Raw genomic sequence first — 26,596 nt, forward strand, 5'->3', positions numbered from 1 at the left:
CTGGTTCCGGCCAGCCAGCGGCGGATTCCGTCGCGATTTCTGCCCTGACGGCAACAGTCGGAGCCGTCAGTCGCCGGTCGCGGGCGTTGCGCCGCCGGTCTCCTCGCGTACCTGCTCGATGGCGCTGCGCACGTCGGCCCCCGCGTCAGCGGCCCGTTCGAGCACCACGTCGGCCATCAGCGGCTCCGTCCCGACCGCGCCGGCGTACCAGATGTCGTGGCCCTCAACAGCGGTCGGCACGTCGTAGCCGGTCCGATAGTCGTCGGTCAGCCCCATGTCCTCGGGGATGTCCTCCTGGGTGTGGAAGCCGTCGGCGATGAACAGCGGCACGACGACGATGTCGTCGCTCTCGAAGTAGTCCGCGACGTCGTCGACCTCGGGGTCCTCGTCCATGAACAGCGACTGCACCTCGTCGAAGCGGGCTCGCTCTCGGATGCGGTCGGCGTGGTACTGGATCGCCTTCGCGGAGTTCGCGTTGCGCTCCGTGCCGTGGCCGACGACCGCGAGGCCAAAGCCCTCGCCGACGTCGGGGTCGCCGGTGACGGACTCGGCCCGCTGGACGATGACGTCGCTCATCGCGTCGTGGGTGCCCGCGGGGCCACAGTAGTGGACCGTCTGGCCCGTGTCTTCGGCTTTGAGCGTCGCGTGTGTGGCGCTCGTCCCGTCGGAGTCCCACAGCTCGGGGTCCCAGTCCTCCAGGCGGAATTCCCTGGGGATGACCTGTTCGGTGAAGTAGCCCTCAGAGATGAACAGCGGAACCAGATACACCTCGTCGGCGTCGACGGTCCGCAGGGCCTCCCGGAACGACGGTTCCTCCTTCCAGAACGATTCACGGACCTCGGCGAACGCGCCGGTCGACCGGATGGTGTCCGCGTGGTCGTAGGTGGGCGTACTCGACTCGGCGTTCAGGTGGGAGCCGTGGGCCGCGATAACGAGGGCTTCGTCCATACCGCCTGGTTGGGGCGAGCCGTTCTTAGGGCCTTCGTTGGCCCGTCGGGACAGCCGGCAGGCTGTCCGGTCTTGAACTCGGAGAGAGTAGTTTCCGGCCGGTTCCGTCCGCTCACAGTCCGAACAGGAGCACGTAGAACAACACTCCGGCGGCCGCAATCAGTGCCGCGTGTCCCAGCGCGCCGGCAGCGACGACGATGCCGCCGATGACTCGCTCCGCTGCTCCCAGGGGCTGTCCGAACGCCTTCCGCTCTCGTTGTGCAATCGCCATTGTCCTTCCCTCGTGTAGACAGTGGCCCTCGAGAGGGACAATCCCCCATGCCTGTTCTCACTCGCTGGGAGTGGGCCCGCAGTTCTGAGGGGGTAGCCCGCCGATGTGGCGCTTACGGCCGTCACTGGCCGCTCGCCCCCGATGGAACTACTTTTGCCCGCGCCGGCCGTGGCCGATGCCAATGTCACTCGCAGCCGCGACAAGGGACGCCGTCCGCGAGCGCCCGTTCCTCTATGACGCACTTCGGGCCGGCGTCGTCAACTACACGTCCGCCGCCCGCACGCTCGATGTCGACGGCGACGCGGAGGCCATCGCGACTGCCCTCCGCCGCTTCGCCGAGGAACTGCACGACGCCCCGGCCCACGACAGCGACGCCCGTGTGTCGATGCAGAGCGGGCTGGGACGGGTCGAGGCGGCCGACGCCGAGACTGTCCTCGAAGTCGGGGACGCCGCCTTCGCCGGGGGCGCTGGCTCGCTGACGGGCATCGTCGCCACCGGCGACCTCTCGCCGCCGGCGCTGGCCGAGGTGCTGGGCCGGCTGCGGGCGGCGGACGTTCCCGTCGACGCCGCCGGCGTCACCGACGGCGCCCTCGTAGTGGTAGTGAGCCGCCGCGCGGGACCGGACGCGCTCCGCGTGGTCGAGGCGACGGTACAGGGGTGAGTCGCCTTCCGACGGCTTAATGCGGGCGGACACAGTTCCCCCGATAATGACGCTTCGCGTGACGAACACGTTGACCGGTGAGAAAGAGCCCTTCGAGCCGCGCGACCCCGACTCCGTGTTGCTGTACTACTGCGGGCTGACGACCTCCGACCCGCCCCACCTCGGTCACGCGCGCGGCTGGGTCCACGTCGACGTGATGGCCCGCTGGCTCGACCGTCTGGGCTATGATGTCCACCACGTCGAGAACTTCACCGACGTCAACGAGAAGATCGTCGCCCGCGTCGGCGAGGACGGCGACAGCGAGGAGAGCGTGGCCCGCCACTACGTCCAGCAGGTCATCGAGGACATGCGGTCGCTCAACCTCGGCCGCGCTGAGGTGTACCCACGCGTCTCCGAGCACGTCCCGGAGATCATCGACCTCGTCGAACGGCTCGTCGAGGGGGGCCACGCCTACGAGCGAAACGGCTCCGTCTACTTCGACGTGACCAGCTTCGAGGACTACGGGAAGCTCTCGAACCAGTCCGTCGACGACATCGAGTCCCAGGGCGCGGACACCGCGGGCGAGAAGCGCCACCCGGCGGACTTCGCGCTCTGGAAGGCCGGCGGCGTCGACCCCGAGGACATCGCCGAGCACCAGCACCCCGGGGCCGCCCCGGCCGAGGAGGCCTGTGCGACGGCCCAGACGTGGGACTCGCCGTGGGGCGAGGGGCGACCCGGCTGGCACATCGAGTGCTCGGCGATGTCGATGACCCACCTCGGCGAGAGCATCGACATCCACGTCGGTGGGCAGGACCTCGTTTTCCCCCACCACGAGAACGAAGTGGCCCAGAGCGAGGCCGCGACCGGCCGACAGTTCGCGAAGTACTGGCTCCACGTCCGCTTGCTGGAGACCGAGGAGGAGAAGATGTCCTCCTCGCTTGGCAACTACTTCACCGTCGCCGACGCCGTCGCGGAGTTCGGCCCCGACGTGCTCCGGACGTTCCTGCTGTCGACGGCCTACACCTCGCGGGCGACCTACAGCGACGAGACCATCGCGGAGGCCGAGGAGCGCTGGGACCGCCTCTCCCGGGGCTACGAGCGCGCGGTCGGGGCCTGCGACGACGTGGACGCCTACGCGAAGGTGACCGACGAGTCCCTGCGTGCGGCCGTCGAAGACGCTCGCTCGACGTTCGAGGACGCGATGAACGACGACTTCAACACGCGGGAAGCGACGACCGCACTGCTTGACCTGACGGCCGCAGTGAACTCCCACCTGGATGCCGAAAAACAGCGGGACTACCAGGGGCTCAGACGTGCCGTCGAAACGTTCGAGGGGCTGGGCGGCGGGATTCTCGGACTGGCGTTCGGCGACGACGACAGCGGCGACGTGTCGCTGGCCGGCGACGTGGTCGACCTGGTCCTGGACGTCCGCGAGCAGGAACGGGACGCCGGAAACTACGAGCGCGCCGACGAGCTCCGGGACGAACTCGAAGCGCTCGGCGTCGAGGTCCAGGACACCGACGACGGGCCGACCTACCGGCTCTGACGCTCCGACCTACGGAGAGTGGACCGGAGACGGTGTAACACGGCTCACTACGAGTTTATATACTATCCGAACGATTATATATTCGTTATGAAATACATACCAACTACTACAGATTTCGCCCGGGTAGTCGTCTCTCTCGTGCTCGTCGTCGCCGCGGCCGGCGCAGTCGCCAGCCCGGCGACAGCTCAGGGTGACCAGCCCGACTGGGCCGTCCAGATGTTCGAGGACATGGGGCCGATGGTCGAGACGTACAACGCGAACGTCGACGCGAGTGACTTCGGAATCATGGCCGGCCAGCTGCAAGGCGAGAACGTGAACCTCGTCGTGGACGACCCGGCGAACGGAACCGAGGCGTCCGTGTCGTTCACCCTGGACACCGACCTTCGGATGCAGGAACTGGAACTGGGAACCCGTGACGACGCGACGATCCAGATGAGCACCGACAAGGCGACCATGGACCGCATCATCGCCTCCAGCGGTCCCTCGACGGAGTTCAAGAACGCCGTCGTCGACGACGATATCACCATCTCTGGCATCGGGACAGTCAGCCAGGTGAAGTGGGCCGTCATCAACATCGTCGGGAGCGTCCTTCAGGGCATCTTCGGCTGAGGCAGCCGGCCCACTCGCCGACGAAGCGGCCACAAAACGTTTTGCCGTACCGATAGTTTTTGCAACTGGATGTCACGTCGTTTGCTCCCCGTAGCGGTCGCCCTCCTTCTCGTAACGTCCGGCTGTGTCGGCCTCATCACCGGTGAAACGATCACGTTCGAGGCCTCGCCCGCGACCGTCTCGGACAGCACGCTGGACTCGACCGGCTACGAGCTCCAGAACGCAACGCAGGCGAACATCACTCGCGACGTGACCGTCGCCGGGCAGGACCGGACGATTCGGCTCGTGACCGAACGCAGACAGTACACCAGAAGCGGCTCGGTCTTCGGCGTCGACGTGGTGGAGCTGTCGCGGTTTATCGTCGTCTCGATGCCGAGTGCGACCGTCAGCGGCCAGACGCTCAACCCCGCCGCGGACTGGGCGAACCGACGGGTCCTCGAGGCGGTTCTGGGCCGGACCAGTGGCACCGACGACGTCGAACCGGCCGGAAACCGGACGGTCCGAGCACTGGGCGCGGACCGCCGGGTCAGTGAGTTCACCGGCACGACACAGGTGGCGGGCCAGTCGCTCGACGTTCGGCTCCACCTCGTCAGCTTCGAACACGAGGGTGACGTCATCATCGCTGTCGCCATCCACCCCGAGAACACCGACGAAACCGACGCCGTCGACGACCTGCTGACCGGCCTCCGGCACAGCGGCGACTGACTGGAGTCCCGTCGTACTTCGCTACGCGACTGAGCGGCTCCAGGCCCGGCCTGGGCTTTCCCGTTTACCACCGCTCGCTGCCAGACATCCGTCCCCGATCCGTCGGGCATACGCTTTTTGTTGGGCGCTGTAATTGCTGGGCCATGAACACCGTCCTGGCGCTGGGCCTGGGGCTCACCGTCGTCGGACTGGCCGGCTACGTCGTGGGCGTCGCGGTGCCCTATCCCGGCCGCGCGTTCTCGGTGACCGCGCTGCTGGCCGGGGTGACGCTGCTGGCCGTCGGCCGCTCGGGTGAGACGGAGGCCGCGGCGTGATATCCGCGCTCGTCTACGCCGGCGATGCGGCCGAGCCCTACGAGGACGTCGAGGCGGCTCGCGCGGCCACGGGCACCACGTGGGTCCACGCTGCCGAAGCGACCGACGAGGAACTCGCCGCCGTCCAGTCGGCCTTCGACCTGCACCCGCTCACCATCGACGACCTCCGGGGCGACGTCCGGGCCAAGACCGAGGAGTACAGCGACTACACCTTCGTCCTGCTGAAGACGATGCGGCTAACCCCCGGCGAGACTACGTTCGAGAAAGAGGTGACGACCAGTCCGGTGGGCGTGTTCGTCGGTTCCGACTGGGTCGTCTCGCTGGGGCTGGACGACACGCGGCCGGTCCAGCGCGTGATGGACGCCGCCCGCAGGGGGGACGAGCGGTTGCTCCAGCGCGGCCCGGACTTTACCGCCTACCGCGTCGTCGACGTGATCGTCGACGCCTACTTCGACCTGCTCGACGACATCGAAACCGACATCGAGGAGATAGAGGAGGAGGTCACCGTCTCCACTGACAGCGAGACCATCGAGAAAATAAACGACGTCCGGCGGGACCTGCTGTCCTTCCGCAAGCAGGCCTGGCCCGCACGCGAGGCCGTCGGCAGCCTCGCTCGCGGGGACCCCGAACAGATCCAGCCACAGACTGAGAAGTACTTCCGGGATGTCTACGACCACCTCGTCCAGATCGTGGACCTGACCGAGACCTACCGTGACCTCGTCTCGGGCGCGCGGGACATCTATCTCAACACCGTCTCGCAGTCGACCAACGAGGTGATGAAGGTGCTGACTGTCGTTGCGACCATCTTCATCCCGCTGACCTTCGTCGTGGGGGTCTACGGCATGAACTTCGCGGACAGCCCGTACAACATGCCGGAACTGGGCTGGACGTTCGGCTATCCGGCGGTGATGGTCGGGATGGGGGTCGTCGTCGGCATACTGCTCGGCCATTTCCGCCAGCGGGGCTACCTATAGCGCCAGCGGGACGAGCAACACCCCCATCAGGGTCGCCCGCCGAGCCCCGAACTTCGGGGGAAGGTGACCCACGGCGGTGGCGGCCCCGAACGCGCCGACACCGACAGGGCCGGCGAAGAGCGCGGAGAGACAGACGAGGACCACAATCACCGACAGCGAGAGCCATGTCGGGTCAAGCTGGCCGACGACCCGGAGGTAGCGGTCGCCCAGCGTCGGAACGAGTATCGCGCCGGCGACGGCGGCGATGGCGACCGAAGCGAGCAGCACCGGGAGCACGAGCGGGACCTCGGCCCGGTCGAGCGCGACGAGGACACCGGTTCGGGGCGTCCCGAGCGAGACGAGCGCGAACAGGGCAAAGACCGCCGTCGCCGTGTTGACGCCGCTCGTCGTGACGATGAACGCCCGCGGCCCCTGGTCGGCGACCAGGCCCAGAGCCAGCGTGGCCGCGATTGCGCTGGAGACGCCTGGGATGTAGCCGACGGCACCGCCACAGAGCGTGCCGATGCCGCCCAGAACGCCGACCGTTCGGGGCGGCATCGTCACCGTCGCGTCGGCCTGTGGCGGGACGCCGTCCCCTTCGATAGCGGCCAGGAGCACCGGCGCGCCGAACAGCCCCGAGAACAGCGGGACCAGCACGTCCGACACGGGCAACGCTCCGGTTACCGGTGCATCGAGCAGGCCGATCCCGAGCAGCCCGCTTGCGGCGAGCGAACACGCCGCGCCGGCCTGCTGGCGGCGGCCGTGTTCCGTGCCCACGAGCAGAACGGCGACCCCCGCGAGAAGCACCGGGAGCCGCGGCCGGAGCAGCGGATACACACGCTCCATAACGAGGGTTAGCGGAACCGCGAGGGGGACGGCAAACGCCACGGCCAGCCCGCTCCCCAGCGCAGACAGGCGAAGTGCCTCCCGGCCGCGCCCCTCGATGACCAGCTGGTGGCTCGGTAGCGCACTGGCCGCCATCGCCGGGTCCGGGACACCGAGTGCCAGCGCCGGAATCACGTCGAGAAAGGTGTGTGTCACCCCGGCCGCAAGCATCGCGACGCCGACGTAGAGCCGCGGCCCGGGCAGACTGCTCGCCGCGGCCGCGAGCAGGAGCGCGAACGTGTTGGCGTGCAACCCCGGAACGAGCCCGCTGAGTGTTCCCAGCCCGACACCCGCGCCGACCGCGGCGAGTAGCGCGAGCGTCGTCGTCGGGTCGGCGGTGGGCGTCCCCGGGAGCATACCGAGGCGTGGCCGCGTCCCCGTACTTGAATCTCCGCACCGGCCGCGTCTTCATCACCTCACTCCACCGAACTGTCGTACATACCGTCGAAGCCCTGCTCGCCACGGATGAGTTCGTCGACACCCTCGGTAAGCGTCACCTCGCCGAAGACCGTCGCGCTGTAGTAGGTGTAGAGACCGTCCTGACCGCGGTCCGTCCGCTGGCGCTTCTCGACGAGGCCGGCATCGGCAAGCGTGTTGAGGTGATAGTGGAGCGTGCTGTCGTCGACGTCCAGCACATCGTCCAGCTCTGTCGGGCTCATCGCGCCACCGTGGACGAGACGATAGAGAATCTCGTACCGGGTCCGGTTACCGACCGCAGCGTGCATGTCCAGGTACTCATCGAGGTTGAGAACGCTGTCATCGGGCAGCAGGTCGGCCGGGTCGTCCGGCGGTTGCCCGTCCACCGGTCGCGGTTTGTCTGTCGACATCCTGGTTAAGTATACGTACAGCCTCCATTTAGCTGTTGTCAAGCCAAATAATACTGAAAATACTTATTTTTATATACCTACAGCGAAGTACCGTCAGCATGACGACTGAGATAACCCGTGAGCGAATTACGGACCAGGTCGGAGACGTCCGATACGACCAGTTCCTGTTCTATCTGATGGGTCCTTACAAGTCGTTTAATCTCAACTACGTTCTCAGCGAATCTGAACGAGACGAAATCGATATTGCTGACTTGCCCGGACCACTTCGGACGCTGTTTCAGAATAAAGACGAAATCGACGCAGCGAAAGGGTTGTTACGGCGGGTGCAGGGCTCGCTTCGGGCCGACCCGGGCGTTAACGCCTTCCTGGCCATCGATATCGACATCGACACCGATGACGTTGACGCGGCAACACAGAGTATCGAGTTCGCCCGATGCAGCAACGCCACTGCGTTTATTCTGCCGTTTCTCGGGCACAACTTCGGCGTCGGCGAGGAGGCTGGCAGTATCCTCGAGCGCCTCGCGGACACGCACGGAGACCGGATGGTGTTCGTCCACGAGGACGAGGTCACGAGTGCGATGATTCGGTCGGCGTCGGTGCGTTGGGACCTGCGAATTGAGACGTATGAAACAGCGGCAGAACTCGTCGACACACTGCGTCGGTTCGCCGGGGGCGTCATGCACCGCGAACGTCGCGGAGACCTCGACCGTCTCGACTGATTCAGAACACGGTCGGCGTATTTCACCGCTCCACTGCGTGGTGTGGCCCCACCGGGCCGTGCTCTGGACAGGTCCCGGCGATAGGGGTGGCGTTGAGACAGCAGTGGCGGCTGTCGGTCGCGACCAGCCCCGTCGAGAGTTCGCTCCCGCAGAGGCGACAGTGCAGGTCCGACTCGGCCATACGTCCCCCTCCGACCCTGAACCTGACGAGCTTTTTGGTGTGTCGGCCATTCGTACCCACATGAGCAACGAGTCCCGAAAGTCGGCCGGGTTCAAGGACCGGACGCCGGTGACGGCAGCCAGAGAGACGCTGCTTGACGCAGTGTCCCCACACGAGCGGACGGAGCGCGTCCCGCTGCGCGACGCCGACGAGCGCGTCGTCGCGGGGGAGATCACTGCCGAGCGAGCGGTGCCCCACTACCGGCGCGCGGCGATGGACGGCTTCGCCGTCAGAGCCGAGGACACGTTCGGCGCGAGCCAGCGGTCGCCGGAGTCGCTCCGGGCCGGCGACACAGTGACCACAGGAACAGCGGCCCGCGTGCACACGGGGAGCGAACTCCCGGCGGGTGCCGACGCCGTCGTGATGGTCGAGGAGACCGAGGTGGCCGGCGACACCGTCACGGTGTTCGACGCGGTCGCGGGCGGAGAGAACGTCGCCCCAATCGGCGAGGACGTGGCGGAAGGACAGACCCTCTACGAGGACGGGCACAGGCTCCGCCCGTCGGACCTCGGGCTGTTGAAATCAGTCGGGAACGACACTGTCGAGGTGTACGAGCGGCCGACTGTCAGCGTGATTCCGACCGGGGAGGAACTGGTGCAGGACGACCCGGACCCGGGCGAGGTCATCGAGACGAACGGCCAGACGGTCACGCAGTACGTCGAGCGCTGGGGCGGCACGGCGACCTACCGCAACATCGTCACCGACGACGTGGACGCGCTCCGGGCGGCCATCAGCGACGACCTGGACCACGACGTCGTGGTGACGACCGGCGGCTCCTCCGTCGGCGAGCGCGACCTGCTGCCGGAGGTCGTCGACGGACTCGGTGAGGTGCTGGTCCACGGTGTCGCGCTGAAGCCGGGCCACCCGGTCGCGCTGGGCGTGGTCGAAGGGACGCCGGTACTCATGCTCCCGGGCTATCCGGTCGCCTGCATCGTCAACGCCGTCCAGTTCCTCCGGCCGGCGCTCCGTCGGGTGGGCCACCTCCCGACGGCTGACCCGCCGACGACCGAGGCCGAACTGACACGGAAGATAGCCAGCGAACCGGGGACTCGAACCTACGCCCGGGTGGAACTGCACGACGAGGACGGCGACAGCACGACCGCGACGCCGACGCGGGCCAGCGGCTCCGGCGTCCTCTCGAGCGTCGCACTCGCCGACGGCTGGGTCGTCGTGCCGGAGTCAGTCGAGGGGTACGACGCCGGCGACACCGTGCCCGTCGAGGACTGGGAGTGGTCACAGTGAGCGACCGCCGCGAGTTCCGCGACCTGGCCTCGCCCGAGAAGGCCCACGACGTCGTCGCGGGCCTCGACATCGACCCCGACCCGGAGACGGTCCCGCTGGCTGACGCCCGCGACCGCGTCCTCGCCCAGCGGGTCGACGCCGACATCGACGTGCCTGGCTTCGACCGCGCGAGCATGGACGGCTACGCGGTCCGGGCCAGAGACACCTTCGGCGCTGACGAGGCCGACCCGGTGGCGCTGTCGGTCGCCGGCGAGGTCCACGCGGGCGAGGAGCCCGACGTAACGGTCGAGCCGGGGTCCGTCGCGGAAATCTCCACTGGCGCAGTGATGCCGCCCGGCGCGGACGCCGTCGTGATGGTCGAGCGAACGACCGAGACTGACGACGGCGTCGAGATACGAACCTCGGTCGCGCCCGGTGACAACGTGATGCTCGCCGGCGCGGACATCGCGGCCGGGGCGCGCGCGCTCGGCCCCGGAACGCGCATCACGCCACGCGAAATCGGGCTTCTCTCGGCGCTGGGTGTCGACGAGGTTCCGGTGCGTGGCCGGCCCCGGGTCGGCATCCTCTCGACCGGCGACGAGCTCGTCCGACCCGGGAACCCCCTCGACAGCGCCGCCGGCCAGATATACGACGTGAACAGCTACACGCTGGCGGGCGCGGTCGCGGAGGCCGGCGGCGACCCGGTGATGTACCCCCACGCCGGCGACGACTACGCGGAGATGGAGCGGTTGCTCCACGAAGCGGCCGACGAGTGCGACCTCGTCCTCTCCTCGGGGTCGACCAGCGCGAGCGCCGTCGACGTCATCTACCGCGTCATCGAGGAGCGCGGCGAACTCAGGCTCCACGGCGTCGCCGTCAAGCCCGGCAAGCCGATGCTCGTGGGCACCATCGGTGACTCCGCCTACGTCGGTCTGCCGGGGTATCCGGTGTCGGCGCTGACCATCTTCCAGACGTTCGTCGCGCCGGCGGTCCGGGACGCCGCCGGACGGGACCCGCCACAGACGGCAACTGTCTCCGGGACGATGGCGGTCCAGGAACGCTACGGTGAGGGGCGCAGGCGCCTCATGCCGGCCGGGCTGGTCGAGGACGAAGCGGAGTCGCTGCTGGTCTACCCCGTCGACAAGGGCAGCGGCGCGACGACGAGCCTCGTCGACGCCGACGGCTTCGTCGACGTGCCCCCGGGGACTGACTACCTGGCCGAAGGGGAGGCAGTCGACGTGACGCTGTTCTCCCCGGCAGTCAGGCCGCCCACGCTCCTGGGTATGGGCGAAGACGACCCGCTCCTCTCGCGCCTGCTCGACACGGTCGACCGCCCGCGGTATCTCTCCCTCGGGTCGACCGAGGGGCTCCGCCGCCTCGGCAACGGCGTGCCCGACGTTGCCGTCGTCGCGGGTCCGACCGACAGCGACCACGGAGCGACAGACATCGGCGGCTGGCAGCGCGACTGGGGACTCGTCGTCGGCCAGGATACCGACGTGTCCGACCTGGGCGACCTCGTCGACGGTGACTACCGCTTCGTCAACCGCGACACCGCCTCCGGTCTGCGACGGAGCTTCGACGACGCACTCGACGCCTTCGGCGAGGAACGCGGCCTCGGCCGCGCCGAAGTCGTCGACGCGATAGACGGCTACGAGCTCACGACGAAGGCACACGAAAGCCCCGCCAGGAAGGTCCTGGCAGGCGATGCGGACGCGGGCCTCGGCCTCCACGCTACGGCGGCGAAACTCGACCTCGGGTTCGTCTCGCTGGGTACGCAACCGGTTCGAGTACTGGTGAATCCTGACCGCCGGGAGAAGGACAGCGTCGGCGCGCTCGCCGAGACGCTCGACGACCTCGACTCGCTCACCGACGGGATGACCGGCATTGAGCCGCAGTGAGGAAGCCGGCCCAGACACGAGCCCTATCGCGAAAAATCGCTGCAGGACTCCTATCGAAAAAGTAGAGACTGTGGCCACGAGAGTGAGTCACAGCGATGCCCGACACACCGGTTGCCGGCGACCTCGAAGCTCCGTTCCGGTTCGAGTACGACCCTGCCGTACTTCGGTACGGGCCCGATGCCACCCGTGCACTGGACGCGGAGTTGGCCGCACAGGGCTGTGACCGCGCGCTGGTCGTCTGTGGCACAACCGTCGGCGAGACGCCAGCCGTGATGGACCCTGTTCGGGCGGGCCTCGGCGACCGGCTGGGCGGCGTCTTCGCGGAGACGACGCCGGCGAAGCGACTCGGCACCGCCTACGACGGGCTCGAATCCTTCCGCGGGGTCAACGCCGACTGTCTCGTCGCCGTCGGTGGCGGGAGCAGCCTCGACGTGGCGAAAATCATCAGTATCCTCGCGGCCACCGACCGCGACCCGGCCGCTGTCGGCCAGGCCTTTGTCGACTCCGGAACGATACCTGTTCCAGAGGCGGCCCTCCCACCCATCGTCACCGTCCCGACGACGCTGGCCGGCGCCGACCTCTCCATCGTCGCCGGCGTCACAGCCGCACCCGACACCTGCCCCGTGAACGAGCCGGCCGGTGGCGGCGTCGGCCACCCGAACCTGATGCCTGCGGCCGTCTGTTACGACCCCGAACTGATTGCGACGACGCCCCGATCGGTCCTCGCGGCGTCGGCCATGAACGGCTTCGATAAAGGTATCGAGACGCTGTACGCGGCCAACGCGACGCCGATAACCGATGCCACGGCGTCACACGGTCTCAGCCTCCTCACAGAAGGACTGCTCGCGTTCGGGAACGGCGTCGAGGACCCCTGGGTGTATCAGTCGCTCGCGCAGGGTATCATGCTCGTCCAGTACGGCATCTCGCGGGTCGACGGGACGACGCTCTCGCTGATTCACGCCTTCGGTCACGGGCTGACCCGGACCTACGAGGTCCAGCAGGGCGCGGCCCACGCAGTCGTTGCTCCCCACGCGCTCTCGTACCTCTTCGAGCAGGTCGACGGACGGCGGTCGCTGCTCGCCGATTCACTCGGCGTCGGTGACGAGGCCGACCCCGCTGCTGCGGTCGTCGACCGGGTCAGCGACGTGGTGACGGCGCTTGGACTCCCGACGCGACTCCGGGACGTAGCCGGCCCCGACCGCGAGGAGTTTCCCGAAGTCGCCGACGCCGTCCTCGAAGACTCGTTCATGGCGAACGCCCCGTCGGGACTGGAGCCAGCCCGAGACGATATTGTCGACGTATTAGAGTCGGCCTGGTAGCGCCCGAATCGAACGTCGTTCAGGGCGGCGGTAGAACCGGCATACCGCGCCTTCGGCGCGGTTTCACGTCTCGCGACCAGCGGGAGCGAGAAGGTGTTTGTAGCGTAGATTTTCCCGAGCCGAGCGGGACCGTCGGTCCCGCTGGCCGTGCGAACGGGCGCTTTGCGCCCGTGAGCAGAGAGCCCTCCCGCAGCGCACTCTACGAGCGCGCGAGGAAGGGCGACAAAATAAAAAGGTACTACATGTCGGGCCAGGCCTTTGCGGCCCGACCGATGCCGGTCACGTCGTTGATCCAGCGGGCGGCGATGGCTTTCTTCAGCAGTTTCGCCGGCATCCCGCCGAACGTCTCTATCGGGACGTTCATCACGTCGTGGGCCACGGCTTTCTCCCCGACGGAGACGACCGTGCCCTTGTCCTTGTGGGTCCAGGTCTTCAGCGGCTGGCCCCGAACGGCACGGGCCAGGTTCTCCCCGGCCACCTCGGCGGCCTGCCAGGCGGCCTGGGCCGTCGGCGGCGCGGGCTGGTCGCCCGGCTGGTCGATGAGTGCCGAATCGCCGATGGCCAGAACGCGCTCGTCGTCGGTCTGGAAGTTCCCCTCCGCGTGGACCCGGTGGTTGCGCTCGTCCTTGTCGAGGTCGACATCGTGCATGCACTCCCGGCCGGTGATGCCGCCCGTCCAGACCAACACGTCGTAGTCCAGTTCCTCCTCGTCGCCGATGTAGACGGTCTCCTCGTCGACCTCGCCGATGAACTCACCGCACTCGATGTTCACGTCGGCGGCTTCGAGTCGCTTGCGCAGCGCGCCCTGCAGTTCCGGGTCACTGTTGGGGAGAACGTTATCGAGTCCTTCGACCAGATGGATGTCGATGGGCGCGTTGTGTTCGTCGCGGAACTCCGCGACCTCGCCGGCGGTCTGGATGCCAGAGAGGCCAGCGCCGCCGATGACGACCTGCGCGGGGTCGTTCTGGGAAGCTTCACGGGCGGCCTGCTGGACGGCGTCGTGGATCTCCAGGGCGTCGTCGAGGCTCTTCAGCGTCAGCGCGTGCTCTCTGAGACCATCGATACCGAAGAAGGCCGTCCGCGAGCCCAGCCCCACCAGCAGGTAGTCATACTCGACGGTGTCGGACTCGGCGAGGGCCACCTCCTGGGCGTCGGTGTCGATACCGACGACCTCGTCCTGGATGAACGCGGTCGAGGGCTGTTTGATCTCGTGGACGGGAATCGCGATGTTCTCCTGGACGCTCGGGTCCCGAATGCACCGGTGGGACTCGTGCAAGACCAGATGATAGTCCGTCTCGGAAATCCAGGTGACATCGGCGTCCGCCCCACCGTCCAGTTCGTCCTCTAAACTCTTGATTGCCCCCGCACCTGCATACCCTGCACCGAGCACGACCACGTTCTCTGTCATAGGCCACTCTCCGGATTCATCCGATACAAACCCTTTGGAATCGGTCCATGGCTCCACTGTTGTCCTGGCATGCTGGCTGACGGTCGTGACGCCCCCGCCTAAGTTTGCAGTCGCCTTCGGTCACGCCTCCCCGAGAAAAGAGCGCCTACCATTGGTACAGACGCCCCCTAATCTATACACACGGGCTGTCCTTTCCAACTGCCCAATTGAGGTGGGTCCGACGAGCACCACGACGGGTGCCCTGACTGTCAACACTCTCCGACACTGGGACCGTTGGACTCACTCGGGGCGGCCCAGGTAACGGCGTTGTGCAACAGCTGCTGAACGACCGGCTGGTAGTACACTGGAAACGTCTCGTGGCCGGGCTGGAAGTAGAATACACGGCCGGCACCACGGCGATAACAACACCCGCTGGGGAACACCGTGCCGTCGTCACACCAGCTTACCGTTATCAGGGTGTCCGGTACCGGCAGGTCGAACCGCTTGCCGTAGATTTCGGCACGTTCCAGTTCGAACTCCGCTGGAAGCCCGTCGGTAATGGGATGGCTCGGCTCGACGACCCAGACGTGCTCTCGCTCGCCCTCCTCGCGCCGGCGCAGGACGCCGGTCGTTCCCATGAGCGACTCAAACGGCTTCGATTCGTGACTGGAGTGAAGCGGGATGAACCCCATCCCATCGCGGACTGCCCGCTCGACGCGGTCCGCAACCGCGTCGCTGACGGCATCGTGTGCGACGTCGCCCCACCAGAGTAACACGTCAGTTTCGGCGAGGGCCTGGTCGGTCAGTCCGTGGTCCGGGTCGCCGAGTGTCGCTGTCCGAACGGTGTGGCCGTACGAGAGGAGTATCTTGGCCAGCGTCGCGTGGATCCCGTCGGGATACATCGCATCCGCCGGACCTGTCGCCCGTTCGTGCTGGTTTTCGTTCCACACGGTGACTGCGGCCATACAAGAATGCACCGAGTAACTAAATAAAAATATGGCTACTCAGGCCTGACTGAAAGATGGACGCTCTGAACTGTGTGTCTCAAGTATGTGTTGCCAGCCAGACGATGTGGTAGACCCTTCCCCGAAACAGTACAACTGTGGTAGCAATATCGGACACGCTACATCGATGTTGGTAATTGGGCAGTTCGGTCTGGTAGCCGCTGATTCGGGGCAGGCACAGCGTGGGCGGGAGAGTCCACAGACACTCTCCGGACACACGCCAGTGAGTCCCGGCCACCTGTGCAGGGGTAGTTATTAGCCGTCCGCGGCCGAAATATCGACAAGACATGAGCGATTCACCGGAGAAGCTCTCCATCTGGTGTGCGGGCGAAGAGTGGTGCCCGATAACGACGACGGCCTCTCTCATCGGGAAGAAGTGGCACCCGGTAATCATTCACCGACTGCTTGAGAACGGGCCTTCGGGCTTCAACGAACTCAAGGAGAACGTCGACGGGATCTCTTCGAAAGTGCTCTCCGACAGCCTCGAAGACTTACAGGAGAAGGGGCTCGTCGACCGGGAAGTGATCAACGAACAGCCGTTTCGCGTCAACTACTCGCTGACCGAACACGGGGCGTCACTGGAGTCTGTGATCACCGAAATGGCGGCGTGGGGCCAGACCTACCTGCGGGAACCGGCCGAGTCCGACGAGCCCGCGGAGTAGCTCCCGCAGGCAATACCTTTTGTCGCTGCCCGGCGAACCACCGCGTATGCCCGTTAGTTCAGACGACGAACTCCGCGAGATTCTCGAACTGGACCGCGTCGCCGTCGTCGGCTGTTCGACCAGCCCCGGCAAAGACGCCCACGAGATTCCGAAGTACCTCCGCGAACAGGGGTACGAGGTGATCCCGGTCAACCCCTACGCCGACGAGGTGTTCGGGCAGAAGGCGTACGACTCGCTGTCGGAGGTCCCCGGCGAGATAGACATCATCGACGTATTCAGGCCCAGCGACGAGGTCAGCGACATCGTCGACGCGGCGCTGGAACGCGACGACGACGCCGTCATCTGGCTCCAGCTGGGCATCCACGACGACGCGGCCGTCGAACGCGCCGAGGCGGCCGGCCGCCGCGTCGTCCAGGACCGCTGTATGAAGCCGACCCACCAGCAGCTGATGGCCTGAGCGGACAGGCGACGGCTGGCTGGGACTGACAAGACTGCCGCCCGATACGGTTTAGTCCGTGGCTGGGCCACATCCGGAGTATGCTGCCGTGGGAGCCAGAGGCGTACTGGCTCGTCAGGGTCCTGTTCCACCGGGGACTGGCGGTCATCTACCTGCTCGCCTTCCTCGTTGCGGCCACGCAGTTCCGCCCGCTCGCAGGCGAGGACGGCCTGCTCCCGATTCAGCGGTACGTCGAGCGCCACGCGTTCCGTGACCGCCCCAGTCTGTTCTATTTCTATCCGAACGACCGCGTCATCGGCGCCGCGGCCTGGGTCGGCGTCGGGCTCTCGGCGCTCGCGCTCGTCGGACTTCCGTCGTGGCTCCCGAGTCCGTACGGGGTCCCCGCGTCGATTCTGCTGTGGCTCCTGCTGTGGGCGCTGTACCTCTCGTTTGTCAACGCCGGCGGGACCTTCTACGGCTACGGCTGGGAGTCGATGCTGCTTGAGACCGGGTTCCTCGCGGCGTTTCTCGGCGCGGGGTCCACGGAGCCGCCGGTCGCTGTCGTGTGGCTCCTGAAGTGGGTGCTGTTCCGCAACATGTTCGGGGCGGGGCTCATCAAACTGCGCGGGGACGACTGCTGGCGGGACCTCACCGCGCTGGACTACCACTACGAAACGCAGCCGATCCCGAACCCGGTGAGCTGGTACGCACATCACCTCCCCGACCGGGTCCACCGACTCGAGGTGCTTGGCAACCACGTCGTCGAAGTCGCCGTGCCGTTCCTCTACTTCGCGCCCCAGCCGTGGGCGTCGGTTGCGGGGGTCGCGACCATCGGCTTCCAGGGCTGGCTCATGCTGACGGGGAACTTCTCGTGGCTCAACGCCCTCACCATCGTCCAGGCTATCGCGACGTTCAGCGACGGCGTCCTCGCGTCGGCCCTCCCGGTCACCGCTCCGAGCGTGACTGCGCCGCCGCTGTACCTGCAGGCGCTGTCGGTCGTGCTCGTTGCGGTGGTCCTCTGGCGCAGCGTCGAACCGGTCCGGAACATCCTCTCGGAGCGGCAGGTGATGAACACCGCCTTCGATCCGCTTCGGTTAGTCAACACCTACGGCGCGTTCGGTTCGGTTACCAGAACTCGCTACGAAATCGTCGTCCAGGGGACCACCGACGAGGTCGTCACGGCCGACACGGAGTGGCGGACCTACGAGTTCAAGGGCAAGCCCACAGACCCCACGCAGCGGCCGCGACAGGTCGCGCCGTACCACTACCGGCTGGACTGGCAGCTGTGGTTCGCGGCGATGGCACCGTCGCCGCGGCGGAGCCCGTGGGTCCTCGCGCTGGTGGACCGGCTACTGGCAGGCGACGAGGCCACCGAGACACTCCTGTCCTCGGTGCCGTTCTCGGAGACGACACCCACGCACGTCCGCGCGGTCCGCTACCGGTATCGGTTCACGACGCCCGCGGAGCGCCGCGAGACCGGCCGGTGGTGGGTGCGCGAACGCGTCGGCACCTACGTCAGCCCGGTCAGCGACGGTGACCTGCGACTCGCCGGGGTCTGAGACGGGGCGTCAGTTCGAGTCGTCCCTGCGCGCCGGCGGCGTCTTCGACATGAGTTTCCCCCACTTCGAGCGGTTGTCGGCGACCTGTCGGTAGGCCCGCTCGCGGAACCGCTCGTAGTCCTCAAACTGCTGGAAGAACGAGACCAGCGGCCGCGCCGGCTTGCCCAGGTCGGTGTACGTGAGCGCGGTCTCGATGGACTCCCCACAGGAGTACACGTCCTGGTCTGTCACCAGGTGCGAGCAGGACTCGTAGTCGTCCGGCAGGCGCTCCAGCAGGTCGTCGTCGAGCTCTGAGAAGCCGACGATCTCGAGGTCGGACCGCTCGTCGATGAAGTCCGCCCACCACGTACAGAAGCCGCAGTCGTCGTCGTAGACGAGCGTTGCGTCGCTCATACTCGAGATACGTCCCCGAGGCACAAACACCTGTGGTTCAGCCGGCAGGAATTTACAGCCGGTCGCCGCAGGCACGGACATGGAGCGGTTCGTCGAACTGGTCGTGGCCGGCGGCATCGCGCTTGTGGTCGGGCTCTGGACGGTCCGACTCGCGGCCTCGCGCTCGGCGGTCTGGCTCGGCGGGGTCGCGGTTGCACTCCTGGGCCTGGTCGCTCTGGGCGTCGGTATCCGTCGGGAGCTGTCGCCCGACCGGTGACCGGGACGCCAACTGTTTTGCCCGCCGCCCTCCTGAGAGCGCGTATGGACGAGGATGCGGTCGCCGAACTCATCGAGGAAGCGCTCCCGGAGGCACAAGCGACGGTCACCACACCGCGTGACCCCGACGACGACAAGCACTACGCCGTGCGCGTCGTCTCGCCGGCGTTCGAGGGGGAATCGCTGGTCGACCAGCACCAGCTCGTCCACGACGCGCTGGGGGACCACCTCACGCGTGACATCCACGCCATCGAGCTGACGACGCTGACGCCCGAGGAAGCCGAGTAGCCGAGTCACGCCGCCGTGACCTCGCTCGCACCGTCGATACGCCTTTATCTCCGACGCCGTTAGTGACGGTATGGCATTCGAGCCCGAAGAACTCTCGCCGGAAGAGGTCACGGACCAGGTAGACAGCGTCATCGAGGACAACGAGGTCGTGCTGTTCATGAAAGGCAACGAGCTGATGCCACAGTGTGGCTACTCGAAGAAGGCCCTCGGACTGCTACAACAGCACCGCGACGACATCGAAACGGTAGACGTCCTCAAAGCGACCGAAGCCTACCGGGAGGCTCTGGAGCGCCACAGCGGGCGCGAGACGATTCCACAGACGTTCGTCGACGGGGAGTTCATCGGCGGGAGCGACATCCTCGAACAGCTTCACGAGCGCGGCGAACTCGCTGAAAAAGTCGGTCAGGAAGCGCCGTTCTGACGGTCGGTCGAAGGCGTTACTCCTCGTCTTCGTCTTTCATGTCGCCGAGCTTGTCGACGAGGTCGCTGGTGGTCGCCTCCGTCTCGAAGGAGACCGATCCGTCGTGGTCGTTCTCGTGGACCGCAACGCCGTCGCTGTCGTCTGTATCTACGTCGTTGTCCTTCTGCTCGGATTCATCGTAGCTACCAAAGCCCATATAGATACATCTCGCAGTCTCACACTAAAATTCGCCGGTTCTCGCCGGAACACGACGCTACGATGACATAACGGGACAAGCAAAGGTTCTTTACTGTGCTCGCACTCCCGCTAGATAACGGCAGTCGAGAGCCGTGGTTTTCCGACGGCTATCGGGCCTTCCCATCTCCAAAGTTATGAGTTCCGCAGACGAAACACTTGATCGAATCAAAGCACAGGTCGAAGAAGAGACACCGGACGACATCGAAATCGAGTCCGTCGCGTTCGAGGGGCCGGAGCTGGTTATTTACACACCGGATGCGCAGACGGTCGCCAACCGCGACGGAATCGTCAGAAACCTCGCACAGACGCTCCGCAAACGGATCAACGTTCGACCGACGCAGGAAGCCCTCGTACCGCCGAACGAAGCCCGGGCTCGAATCACGCAGACGATTCCCGAGGACGCCGGCGTTCAGAACCTTGATTTCGACCGCCAGACCGGCGAGGTGTTCATCGAGGCCGAAAAGCCCGGTCGCGTCATCGGCCGTCACGGAGCGACCCTCGACGAGATATCGGCCTCCGTCGGCTGGACCCCCGAGGTCGTCCGGACGCCGCCGATGGAGTCCTCGACCGTCTCGAACGTCCGGAACTACCTCAAGCAGGAACGCGAGGAACGCCGCGAAATCCTCCAGCGCGTCGGCCGCCAGATCAACCGACCCACAACGAGCGACGAGGACTGGGTTCGGCTCACCACGCTCGGCTGCTGTCGTGAGGTCGGGCGCGCCGCCTTCATCCTCTCGACGCCAGAGTCCCGCATCCTCATCGACTGTGGCGACAAGCCCGGTGCCGAGGGCGAGGTCCCGTACCTCCAGGCGCCCGAGGCGCTGGCTGCGGGGCCGAACTCGCTGGACGCCGTCGTGTTGACCCACGCGCACCTCGACCACTCCGCGCTCATTCCCATCCTGTTCAAGTACGGCTACGACGGGCCGATCTACACGACCGCGCCGACGCGGGACCTGATGGGCCTGCTCCAGCTGGACTACCTCGACGTGGCCTCGAAGGAAGGGCGGACGCCGCCATACGAGAGCCAGCAGGTCCGTGACGCGCTGAAACACACGATTCCCCTGGAGTTCGGCAACGTTACCGACATAGCGCCCGACATCAAGCTCACGATGCACAACGCCGGTCACATCCTCGGGTCGGCGGTGTGTCACTTCCACGTCGGCGAGGGGCGGTACAACGTCGCCTTCTCCGGGGACATTCACTACAAGGACACCCGCCTGCTCGATGGCGCTGTCAACGACTTCCCGCGGGTCGAGACGCTCGTGCTGGAGTCGACATACGGCGGGAAAAACGACTACCAGACCGACCAGTCCGACTCCGAGCGGGTCCTCAGAGACGTCATCAACGAGGCCCACGAAAAAGAGGGCAAGATACTGATTCCGGCCTTCGCCGTGGGTCGGTCCCAGGAACTCATGCTCGTGCTCGAAGAGGCGATGCGGGAGGGCGAGATTCCGACGATGCCGGTGTACCTCGACGGGATGATCCGGGAGGCGACGGCCATCCACACCGCGTATCCGGAGTATCTCCGGGACGACCTCCGTCAGCGCATCCTGTACGAGGACGAGAACCCGTTCCTCGCCGAGCAGTTCGAGCAGGTCGACGGCGGCGACGAGATGCGGCGGGACATTACCGACGAAGGGCCGGCGATCATCCTGACCACCTCCGGGATGGTCACCGGCGGCCCCGTGATGTCCTGGCTCCGCCTGCTGGGCAGCGACCCGGACAACACGATGGCCTTCGTCGGCTATCAGGCCGAGGGGACGCTCGGTCGCCAGATCCAGCGCGGCCAAGACGAGATTACACTGGGCGATACGAGCGGGCCGCGCGCCGAGCGGGTCAGCCTCAAGATGGGTGTCGAGACGGTCGACGGCTTCTCCGGCCACGCCGACCGACAGGGGCTGGAGTCGTTCGTCGAGACGATGCATCCCCGTCCGGAGAAGATCCTCTGTGTCCACGGTGACGAGTCCTCGACGAACCAGCTTTCCTCGGCACTGTACCAGAAGTTCAACATGCGGACGCACAACCCGAAGAACCTGGAAACGTTCCGCCTGTCCTGAACGGCGTCTCAGTTCTCTTCAGAGAGGTTCAGTCCAGCGAACAGCCGCGCCGAAATCACCTGCTCGACGATGTCGACGAGCACGGCGTCGTCGCTCGTGTAGTCGGCGAAGATGCCCAGCGGCACCTCGCCGCCGGCCATCTCTCTGTGGCCGCCCGCGCTTCCCACGTCGCCCAGCGACGCGTCCATCACGTCACCGATGTTGACCCGGGAGTCCGTCGACCGGGCGCTGAGCTGGATGGTGTCATCGATGATGCCGAAGACGATGGCCGTCTCGACGCCCTCGAGGGTCGCCAGGTAGTCGGCCGCCTGCGGCAGGGCGTCCCGCTCGGGGGTCCGACCGACGTGCGATATCAACACCGAGCCCCTGACGGTCCGGTTCTCGATCGCGTCCGCGATGGCGTCGACGGTCGCGCCACTTACCGACGGTGAGGAGAGCTGATGTAACAGGTCCGAATCGGCCGCCTCCGTCAGGAAGCCTGCCGCCCCGTACTCGTCCGGTGTCACGCCGCGAAGAAAGCTCAGCGTCTCGCGCCGAATCGCGAACAGCAGCGCCGTCGCCAGGCGGTCGTCGAGTTCGATGTCGAGGTCCCGCAGGTACTCGGTCAGTATCGTCGCCGTCGCCCCGATCTCCTCCCGGTGGTCGACGAACCGGGCGGTGACGTCCTCGGCGGGATGGTGGTCGATGACGATGTCGACCGAGACGTCTTCGGGAACCCGGTTGTTCGACCCCGGAACCGAGTGGTCGACGAAGGCGAGCAGTTCCGAGGGCGCCCGGTCCGTCACGGCGGCCGCGTCGAACTCCTGGATGTCCATCTCCAGCAGGTTGACGAACGAGCGGTTCTGGTGGTGTGAAATCTCGCCACTGTAGAGGATACGTCGCTCGTCGATGCCGACAACGGCTGCGATGCGACCGAGCGCGAGCGCGCTGGCCAGACAGTCGGGGTCGGGGTTGTTGTGACAGACGATGGTGAGTGACTCCGCCTCTCCGAGCAGGTTTTCGAGCTCTGTTGCGGGGCGCATCTATCAGTCGACGCTTCGGGCTCCTGGTACAAGCGTGTGTGGGCCAGCCTCGCTCTCACAGACGGGCACGAAGCTGCTGGAGAAGTACGCCGAGGACGAATGCGAGACCGAGATTGACGAGCACGCCGAGAACACCGATTGCCGCGACGACTACCAGGTCATCCGTTCTGGAGACGCCGGTCCAGCCCAGTTGGAGCGCGATCAGTACCAGAATAACCCCGAGCAGCGCCGTCGGGTAGGCCGCGACGACGCCGACGGCGAGGAACGCGGTCAGGACGTAGCCCGCGCCGAGTATCAGGTTCGCGCCGGACGTTCTGGCCCCGAAGGCATACTTCCCGGCGACGCCGCCGCTCCCGTGACACATCGGGAACGCGCCGAAGGGGACCGCGACCAGGTTCATCAGCCCCATGCTGTTCGAGAGCTGGTCCGCCGACACGTCCCGGTCGAAGTAGTCCGCGAGCAGGACTGACGTGGCGAGGGCGGCGTTGCCGACTGTGACGGCTATCTGGGCGAGGACGGCTTCCGCCGTCCGCACCGACAGCGTCATGGTCGGGAGCATGAACATGGCGTCGACGGCGGGGACGGCCGGCGTCGGCACCCCGGTCTCCGCGAGGGCCAGGCCGGCCCCGAGGACGAAGACAGCGAAGGCGCTCTGCCCGCTGTAGCCCAGGAGTGCGATAGCCGCCACCACGCCGACGGCGACGGCTACGAGCAGCGGGTCGCTCAGTCCGAGACCGACGCCGGTCTCAAGCAGGACCAGTGCGACGCCGAGTTGCACCCCCCGGACGACGGTGTCGTCAACGTACCGGTTGACCGTTCCGAGCGACCGCGTGGTGCCGAGCGCGAGCAGGACGACGGCCAGCAGGAGCCCCGCGACGACGAGTTCGCCAGTGGAGATGGTGCCGGCGATGACCAGCGCGGCGAAGGCCTTCATCGGTTCGACGGAGATGGGGACACCGTAGTACAGTCCCCAGACGACCTGAAAGACCCCGAACCAGACGAGCATGACCGGGAGCGAAAGCTCCGTCAGCACGGCGACGGCCACGACGACCGGGAGCACCGTCGCCGAGTCTCCGACTGCACCGGTCAGCTCGTTCCACGACAGCGAAACCGTCGTTTGGCCGCGGAACGGGAGGCTCATCCTGACCGGTTTTCACGATGGAACAGTAAGAGCGTTTGCCCGGGGCGGCCGCTACTCGGAGTACTCGTAGGGCGCACGGTCCCCGTCGGTGTCGATGTACTCCTCGTTTATCTCCCACTCGCCGTCCTCGGTCTCGACCATGTACTCGCCGTAGTAGGGGACGCGGGTGTCGACCGTCTCGCGGAACGCGGCGCGCATCGACTCCTTGGTCGTGCCGATGTCGCGCAGGTCGTCGTTGCGGTTCAGACAGCCCTTGAGATAGCCGTCGTGGGTGAGCCGCACGCGGTGGCAGTTCGCACAGAAGTTCTCGTTGCCGACAGGGTCGACGATCTCGACCATCCCGCTGTTGCGGTTGTTGACCGGCTCCGTTCGCATGCCGCCGTCGGATGCAGCCAGCGAGGTGGTAGCGCCGCTGCCTTCGACCGCCGCGTCGTCGCTGTGTATCCAGTAGCGCTTGCGGTCGTGCATCTCCCGGTGTTCGACCTTGTCGGCGCGGTCTTCCAGCCAGTCGTGGACGCGGTCGATGTCGATGGCCCACTCCGGGTGGCCGGCCAGTTCCGGCATGTACTCGATGAGCTGGAGCTGGAGGCCGGGGTTCTCGGCGACGTGGTCGACCATCTTCGGGACGTAGCCCGCAGTGGGCTCGAACACGACCATGTTGAGCTTCACCGGCTCGAGGCCGGCGTCCAGCGCCGCCTCGACGCCTTCGAGGACGCGGTCGTAGGCCCCGCTCTGTGTCAGTTCGGCGAAGGCCTCGCTGTCCAGGGCGTCCTGGGAGACGTTGACCCGTTCGAGGCCGGCGTCGACGAGGTCCGGGGCGCGGCCGGGGAGGAACGTCCCGTTCGTGGTCATCGACACCTCCATCTCGTCGGGAGCCCGCCGAACGATCTCCTCGAGGTCCTCTCGGAGCATCGGCTCCCCGCCCGTGAACTTCACCGAGTCGACGCCGAACTCGGCGGCGACTTCGAGGAAGGCCACGATGGTATCGGCGGTGAGTTCGTCGTCCTGTGCCTCCATCGGGCCCCGTGTGTCTCCCAGCCCCTCGTTGTGACAGTAGACGCAGTCGAAGTTACACCGGTCGGTCAGGGAGACGCGGACACCGGACACCTCGCGACCGAAGTCGTCTTCGAGCATTTCCTTGCCAAGTATTCACAGCACATCCCCTTAAATGACGTGACTATCTCGGGCCTGACGCTACACACCAGGGTAACCGTTAATCCGACCACCGCCGTGTAGAGCGTATGGACATCGTCGACGCGCTTTCCGCGCGACACGGGACTGTCTGCTTTGTCGGTGCTGGGGGCAAGAAGACGACGATGGCGACGCTCGCAGAGCGGCTGGACCACGCAGTCGTCACCGCGACGGTCCGGATACCCATCTTCGACGGCTGGGTCGCGGAGGTCGTCGTGACGGAGACCCCGCGGAGAGCCATCGACGGCGCGACCGCGTGGCCGCTGGGCGTCGTCCCGGCACAGGAGCGACCGGACCGCTACCGCGGCTACGACCCGGCGACCGTCGCCGACCTGGCCGACATCGACCACCCGATTCTGGTGAAAGCCGACGGCGCGCGGATGCGGGAGTTCAAGGCGCCGAGCGACCGCGAGCCACAGCTACCCTCGACGGCATCGACGGTCGTGCCGATCGCCAGCGCCCACGTCGTCGGCGAACCCCTGACCGACGAGATCGTCCACCGGGTCGACGAAGTCGCCGCGATTACCGGGCTCGACCCCGGCGACGAGATTCGACCGCGGGACGTCGCCGCGGTGCTCGCCAGCGACCGGGGCGGGCTGAAAGACGTGCCAGCGGGCGCGACCACCGTGCCGCTGCTCAATATGGTCGACGACGAGGGACTCGAAGCGAGCGCGCGGGCCGTCGCCGAGGCGATACACGAACGGGCCGACGTCCCGCGCGTGGTCCTCGCGGAGATGCGAGCCGACGACCCGCTCGTGGCAGTCATCTGAGGACGGTCGGCAGCGCGCCCTCAGAGCCGCTCGACCGCAGCCTCGAACTCCTCGCGAGTGTTGAGGTTCTCGAAGGTCTCCATCGTGGTGTGTTCCAGCACCTCTTCGCGCTCGATGACGACGTAATCGAGGTCGAACAGCGGTTCGACGATTTTGTGCTCGCCGCGGTCCAGCGCTCGCCGACAGGCGTCGTCCATTGCGTCGGCGTGATACACTGCCTGTGTCGTCTGGAACCACTCGTCCGGGCGCGGGACCGCGGCCTCGTGGGACCGGGCTCGCTCGAACAGGTACTCGACGAACGCCGGGTCGACGAAGGGCATGTCACAGGCCACTACAGCGGCGTACTCGCTCTCGACGGCCGCCAACCCGGTCGCGATGCCCGCCATCGGCCCCTGGTCGGGGTCCGTATCGAGTGCGAACCGCGGGTCCAGCGCGTGGTCCGAGAGCGCCGCCTCGATGGCCTCGGTCTGGTCTTCGCGGCAGTTCACGACGAGTTCGTCGACGACCCGGCCCAGTCGGTCGGCGACGCGGCGGACCATCGGCGTCCCCGCGAGGTCGGCGACGGCCTTGTCGCTGTCTCCGAACCGCGTCGACCGGCCGCCCGCGACGATGACTCCTGCGCGCATACCCCGTCTTCTCGGGTCCGGCAGAAAGGTGCTTCGTGCGGGATTGTTGTGGGTAATCCTTTAGTCGGCAGA

General features: G+C 66.6%; 31 protein-coding genes. 18 read left to right on the forward strand and 13 right to left on the reverse strand.

Annotated features, from left to right (window positions below):
- Positions 1-66: 66 nt before the first annotated feature.
- Both KZ498_RS16540 and KZ498_RS16545 read right to left on the reverse strand, forming a co-directional pair.
- Entirely contained in the window at positions 67-948 is an 882-nt protein-coding gene (locus KZ498_RS16540) for a CbiX/SirB N-terminal domain-containing protein (protein WP_312620219.1), read from the reverse strand.
- 112 nt (positions 949-1,060) lie between these two features.
- Complete coding sequence (locus KZ498_RS16545) at positions 1,061-1,219, reverse strand: hypothetical protein (RefSeq protein WP_312620220.1); 159 nt, start codon at positions 1,217-1,219, stop codon at positions 1,061-1,063.
- 181 nt (positions 1,220-1,400) lie between these two features.
- Between KZ498_RS16545 and KZ498_RS16550 the strand changes: the two genes are divergently transcribed.
- The 6 genes from KZ498_RS16550 (at position 1,401) to corA (ending at position 6,007) form a co-directional block, all read left to right on the forward strand.
- Positions 1,401-1,880 (forward strand): hypothetical protein, encoded by a 480-nt coding sequence (locus KZ498_RS16550; protein ID WP_312620221.1) that lies wholly within the window; start codon positions 1,401-1,403, stop codon positions 1,878-1,880.
- A gap of 46 nt (positions 1,881-1,926) precedes the next feature.
- Positions 1,927-3,405 carry a cysteine--tRNA ligase gene (gene cysS, locus KZ498_RS16555; RefSeq protein ID WP_312620223.1) on the forward strand — a complete coding sequence of 493 codons (1,479 nt, stop codon included), beginning with the start codon at positions 1,927-1,929 and terminating at the stop codon, positions 3,403-3,405.
- Positions 3,406-3,492: 87 nt separating this feature from the next.
- Positions 3,493-4,014: a hypothetical protein gene (locus KZ498_RS16560; RefSeq protein WP_312620225.1), complete on the forward strand. Its 522-nt coding sequence runs from the start codon at positions 3,493-3,495 to the stop codon at positions 4,012-4,014.
- Between the two features lie 69 nt (positions 4,015-4,083).
- On the forward strand, positions 4,084-4,719 hold the full coding sequence (locus KZ498_RS16565) for a DUF6517 family protein (protein WP_312620226.1): 636 nt from the start codon (positions 4,084-4,086) through the stop codon (positions 4,717-4,719).
- 143 nt (positions 4,720-4,862) lie between these two features.
- Complete coding sequence (locus KZ498_RS16570; RefSeq protein ID WP_312620227.1) at positions 4,863-5,033, forward strand: hypothetical protein; 171 nt, start codon at positions 4,863-4,865, stop codon at positions 5,031-5,033.
- On the forward strand, positions 5,030-6,007 hold the full coding sequence (gene corA, locus KZ498_RS16575) for a magnesium/cobalt transporter CorA (protein ID WP_312620228.1): 978 nt from the start codon (positions 5,030-5,032) through the stop codon (positions 6,005-6,007). Before KZ498_RS16570 ends, corA begins: the two co-directional genes overlap by 4 nt.
- Here the strand turns inward: corA and KZ498_RS16580 are convergent.
- Both KZ498_RS16580 and KZ498_RS16585 read right to left on the reverse strand, forming a co-directional pair.
- Complete coding sequence (locus KZ498_RS16580) at positions 6,002-7,228, reverse strand: tripartite tricarboxylate transporter permease (RefSeq protein ID WP_312620229.1); 1,227 nt, start codon at positions 7,226-7,228, stop codon at positions 6,002-6,004. The two genes, corA and KZ498_RS16580, sit on opposite strands and share 6 nt — an antisense overlap.
- A gap of 59 nt (positions 7,229-7,287) precedes the next feature.
- Positions 7,288-7,698: a winged helix-turn-helix domain-containing protein gene (locus tag KZ498_RS16585; protein ID WP_312620230.1), complete on the reverse strand. Its 411-nt coding sequence runs from the start codon at positions 7,696-7,698 to the stop codon at positions 7,288-7,290.
- Positions 7,699-7,796: 98 nt separating this feature from the next.
- Here KZ498_RS16585 and KZ498_RS16590 point away from each other — a divergent pair, with 98 nt between their 5' ends.
- Positions 7,797-8,417, forward strand: a complete 621-nt coding sequence (locus tag KZ498_RS16590) for a hypothetical protein (RefSeq protein ID WP_312620231.1) — start codon at positions 7,797-7,799, stop codon at positions 8,415-8,417.
- Positions 8,418-8,439: 22 nt separating this feature from the next.
- Here the strand turns inward: KZ498_RS16590 and KZ498_RS16595 are convergent, their stop codons facing one another.
- A complete protein-coding gene (locus KZ498_RS16595) occupies positions 8,440-8,598 on the reverse strand; it encodes a hypothetical protein (protein WP_312620232.1) in 159 nt (52 codons plus the stop codon).
- Between the two features lie 60 nt (positions 8,599-8,658).
- Between KZ498_RS16595 and glp the strand changes: the two genes are divergently transcribed.
- From glp to KZ498_RS16610, 3 genes are all read left to right on the forward strand, one after another.
- The gene (gene glp / locus KZ498_RS16600; protein WP_312620233.1) at positions 8,659-9,879 is read left to right on the forward strand and encodes a gephyrin-like molybdotransferase Glp; all 1,221 of its coding nucleotides are present in this window, start codon (positions 8,659-8,661) and stop codon (positions 9,877-9,879) included.
- Positions 9,876-11,756: a molybdopterin biosynthesis protein gene (locus KZ498_RS16605; RefSeq protein WP_312620234.1), complete on the forward strand. Its 1,881-nt coding sequence runs from the start codon at positions 9,876-9,878 to the stop codon at positions 11,754-11,756. Before glp ends, KZ498_RS16605 begins: the two co-directional genes overlap by 4 nt.
- Before the next feature lie 95 nt (positions 11,757-11,851).
- Complete coding sequence (locus KZ498_RS16610; RefSeq protein WP_312620235.1) at positions 11,852-13,075, forward strand: iron-containing alcohol dehydrogenase family protein; 1,224 nt, start codon at positions 11,852-11,854, stop codon at positions 13,073-13,075.
- A gap of 238 nt (positions 13,076-13,313) precedes the next feature.
- Here the strand turns inward: KZ498_RS16610 and KZ498_RS16615 are convergent, their stop codons facing one another.
- Entirely contained in the window at positions 13,314-14,483 is a 1,170-nt protein-coding gene (locus tag KZ498_RS16615; RefSeq protein WP_312620237.1) for an NAD(P)/FAD-dependent oxidoreductase, read from the reverse strand.
- A gap of 248 nt (positions 14,484-14,731) precedes the next feature.
- The gene (locus KZ498_RS16620) at positions 14,732-15,427 is read right to left on the reverse strand and encodes a ThuA domain-containing protein (protein ID WP_312620238.1); all 696 of its coding nucleotides are present in this window, start codon (positions 15,425-15,427) and stop codon (positions 14,732-14,734) included.
- Between the two features lie 326 nt (positions 15,428-15,753).
- Between KZ498_RS16620 and KZ498_RS16625 the strand changes: the two genes are divergently transcribed.
- The 3 genes from KZ498_RS16625 (at position 15,754) to KZ498_RS16635 (ending at position 18,123) form a co-directional block, all read left to right on the forward strand.
- Complete coding sequence (locus KZ498_RS16625) at positions 15,754-16,128, forward strand: helix-turn-helix domain-containing protein (protein WP_312620239.1); 375 nt, start codon at positions 15,754-15,756, stop codon at positions 16,126-16,128.
- Between the two features lie 46 nt (positions 16,129-16,174).
- Entirely contained in the window at positions 16,175-16,585 is a 411-nt protein-coding gene (locus KZ498_RS16630) for a CoA-binding protein (protein WP_312620240.1), read from the forward strand.
- An 80-nt stretch (positions 16,586-16,665) separates the two neighbouring features.
- Positions 16,666-18,123 (forward strand): lipase maturation factor family protein, encoded by a 1,458-nt coding sequence (locus tag KZ498_RS16635; protein ID WP_312620241.1) that lies wholly within the window; start codon positions 16,666-16,668, stop codon positions 18,121-18,123.
- Between the two features lie 9 nt (positions 18,124-18,132).
- Here KZ498_RS16635 and KZ498_RS16640 read toward each other — a convergent pair whose 3' ends face one another.
- The gene (locus tag KZ498_RS16640) at positions 18,133-18,516 is read right to left on the reverse strand and encodes a DUF393 domain-containing protein (RefSeq protein WP_312620242.1); all 384 of its coding nucleotides are present in this window, start codon (positions 18,514-18,516) and stop codon (positions 18,133-18,135) included.
- Positions 18,517-18,595: 79 nt separating this feature from the next.
- Here KZ498_RS16640 and KZ498_RS16645 point away from each other — a divergent pair, with 79 nt between their 5' ends.
- The 3 genes from KZ498_RS16645 to KZ498_RS16655 all read left to right on the forward strand — a co-directional run bounded on the left by KZ498_RS16645 (position 18,596) and on the right by KZ498_RS16655 (position 19,480).
- The gene (locus KZ498_RS16645) at positions 18,596-18,772 is read left to right on the forward strand and encodes a hypothetical protein (RefSeq protein WP_312620243.1); all 177 of its coding nucleotides are present in this window, start codon (positions 18,596-18,598) and stop codon (positions 18,770-18,772) included.
- Positions 18,773-18,816: 44 nt separating this feature from the next.
- A complete protein-coding gene (locus KZ498_RS16650; protein WP_004516243.1) occupies positions 18,817-19,059 on the forward strand; it encodes a BolA/IbaG family iron-sulfur metabolism protein in 243 nt (80 codons plus the stop codon).
- Positions 19,060-19,129: 70 nt separating this feature from the next.
- Complete coding sequence (locus KZ498_RS16655; protein WP_312620244.1) at positions 19,130-19,480, forward strand: glutaredoxin family protein; 351 nt, start codon at positions 19,130-19,132, stop codon at positions 19,478-19,480.
- A gap of 16 nt (positions 19,481-19,496) precedes the next feature.
- On the opposite strand, the gene KZ498_RS16660 is transcribed toward KZ498_RS16655, so the two are convergent.
- On the reverse strand, positions 19,497-19,676 hold the full coding sequence (locus KZ498_RS16660) for a DUF5786 family protein (protein ID WP_312620245.1): 180 nt from the start codon (positions 19,674-19,676) through the stop codon (positions 19,497-19,499).
- Positions 19,677-19,851: 175 nt separating this feature from the next.
- On the opposite strand from KZ498_RS16660, the gene KZ498_RS16665 reads away from it, so the two are divergent.
- Complete coding sequence (locus KZ498_RS16665) at positions 19,852-21,774, forward strand: beta-CASP ribonuclease aCPSF1 (RefSeq protein WP_312620246.1); 1,923 nt, start codon at positions 19,852-19,854, stop codon at positions 21,772-21,774.
- An 8-nt stretch (positions 21,775-21,782) separates the two neighbouring features.
- Here the strand turns inward: KZ498_RS16665 and KZ498_RS16670 are convergent, their stop codons facing one another.
- Genes KZ498_RS16670 through moaA form a run of 3 tightly spaced genes read right to left on the reverse strand, consistent with a single transcriptional unit; the run spans position 21,783 to position 25,071 of the window.
- Positions 21,783-22,796: a bifunctional oligoribonuclease/PAP phosphatase NrnA gene (locus KZ498_RS16670; protein ID WP_312620247.1), complete on the reverse strand. Its 1,014-nt coding sequence runs from the start codon at positions 22,794-22,796 to the stop codon at positions 21,783-21,785.
- A 55-nt stretch (positions 22,797-22,851) separates the two neighbouring features.
- Positions 22,852-23,937, reverse strand: a complete 1,086-nt coding sequence (locus tag KZ498_RS16675; protein WP_312620248.1) for a putative sulfate/molybdate transporter — start codon at positions 23,935-23,937, stop codon at positions 22,852-22,854.
- A 51-nt stretch (positions 23,938-23,988) separates the two neighbouring features.
- Positions 23,989-25,071: a GTP 3',8-cyclase MoaA gene (gene moaA, locus KZ498_RS16680; protein ID WP_312620249.1), complete on the reverse strand. Its 1,083-nt coding sequence runs from the start codon at positions 25,069-25,071 to the stop codon at positions 23,989-23,991.
- Positions 25,072-25,178: 107 nt separating this feature from the next.
- On the opposite strand from moaA, the gene yqeC reads away from it, so the two are divergent.
- Positions 25,179-25,898, forward strand: coding sequence for a selenium cofactor biosynthesis protein YqeC (gene yqeC, locus KZ498_RS16685; RefSeq protein ID WP_312620251.1), 720 nt, complete (start codon positions 25,179-25,181; stop codon positions 25,896-25,898).
- Positions 25,899-25,918: 20 nt separating this feature from the next.
- Here yqeC and KZ498_RS16690 read toward each other — a convergent pair whose 3' ends face one another.
- Complete coding sequence (locus KZ498_RS16690) at positions 25,919-26,524, reverse strand: molybdenum cofactor guanylyltransferase (RefSeq protein WP_312620252.1); 606 nt, start codon at positions 26,522-26,524, stop codon at positions 25,919-25,921.
- Positions 26,525-26,596: the final 72 nt, after the last annotated feature.

This window comes from Haloarcula sp. 1CSR25-25, from assembly GCF_032027985.1.
Lineage (GTDB): Archaea > Halobacteriota > Halobacteria > Halobacteriales > Haloarculaceae > Haloarcula.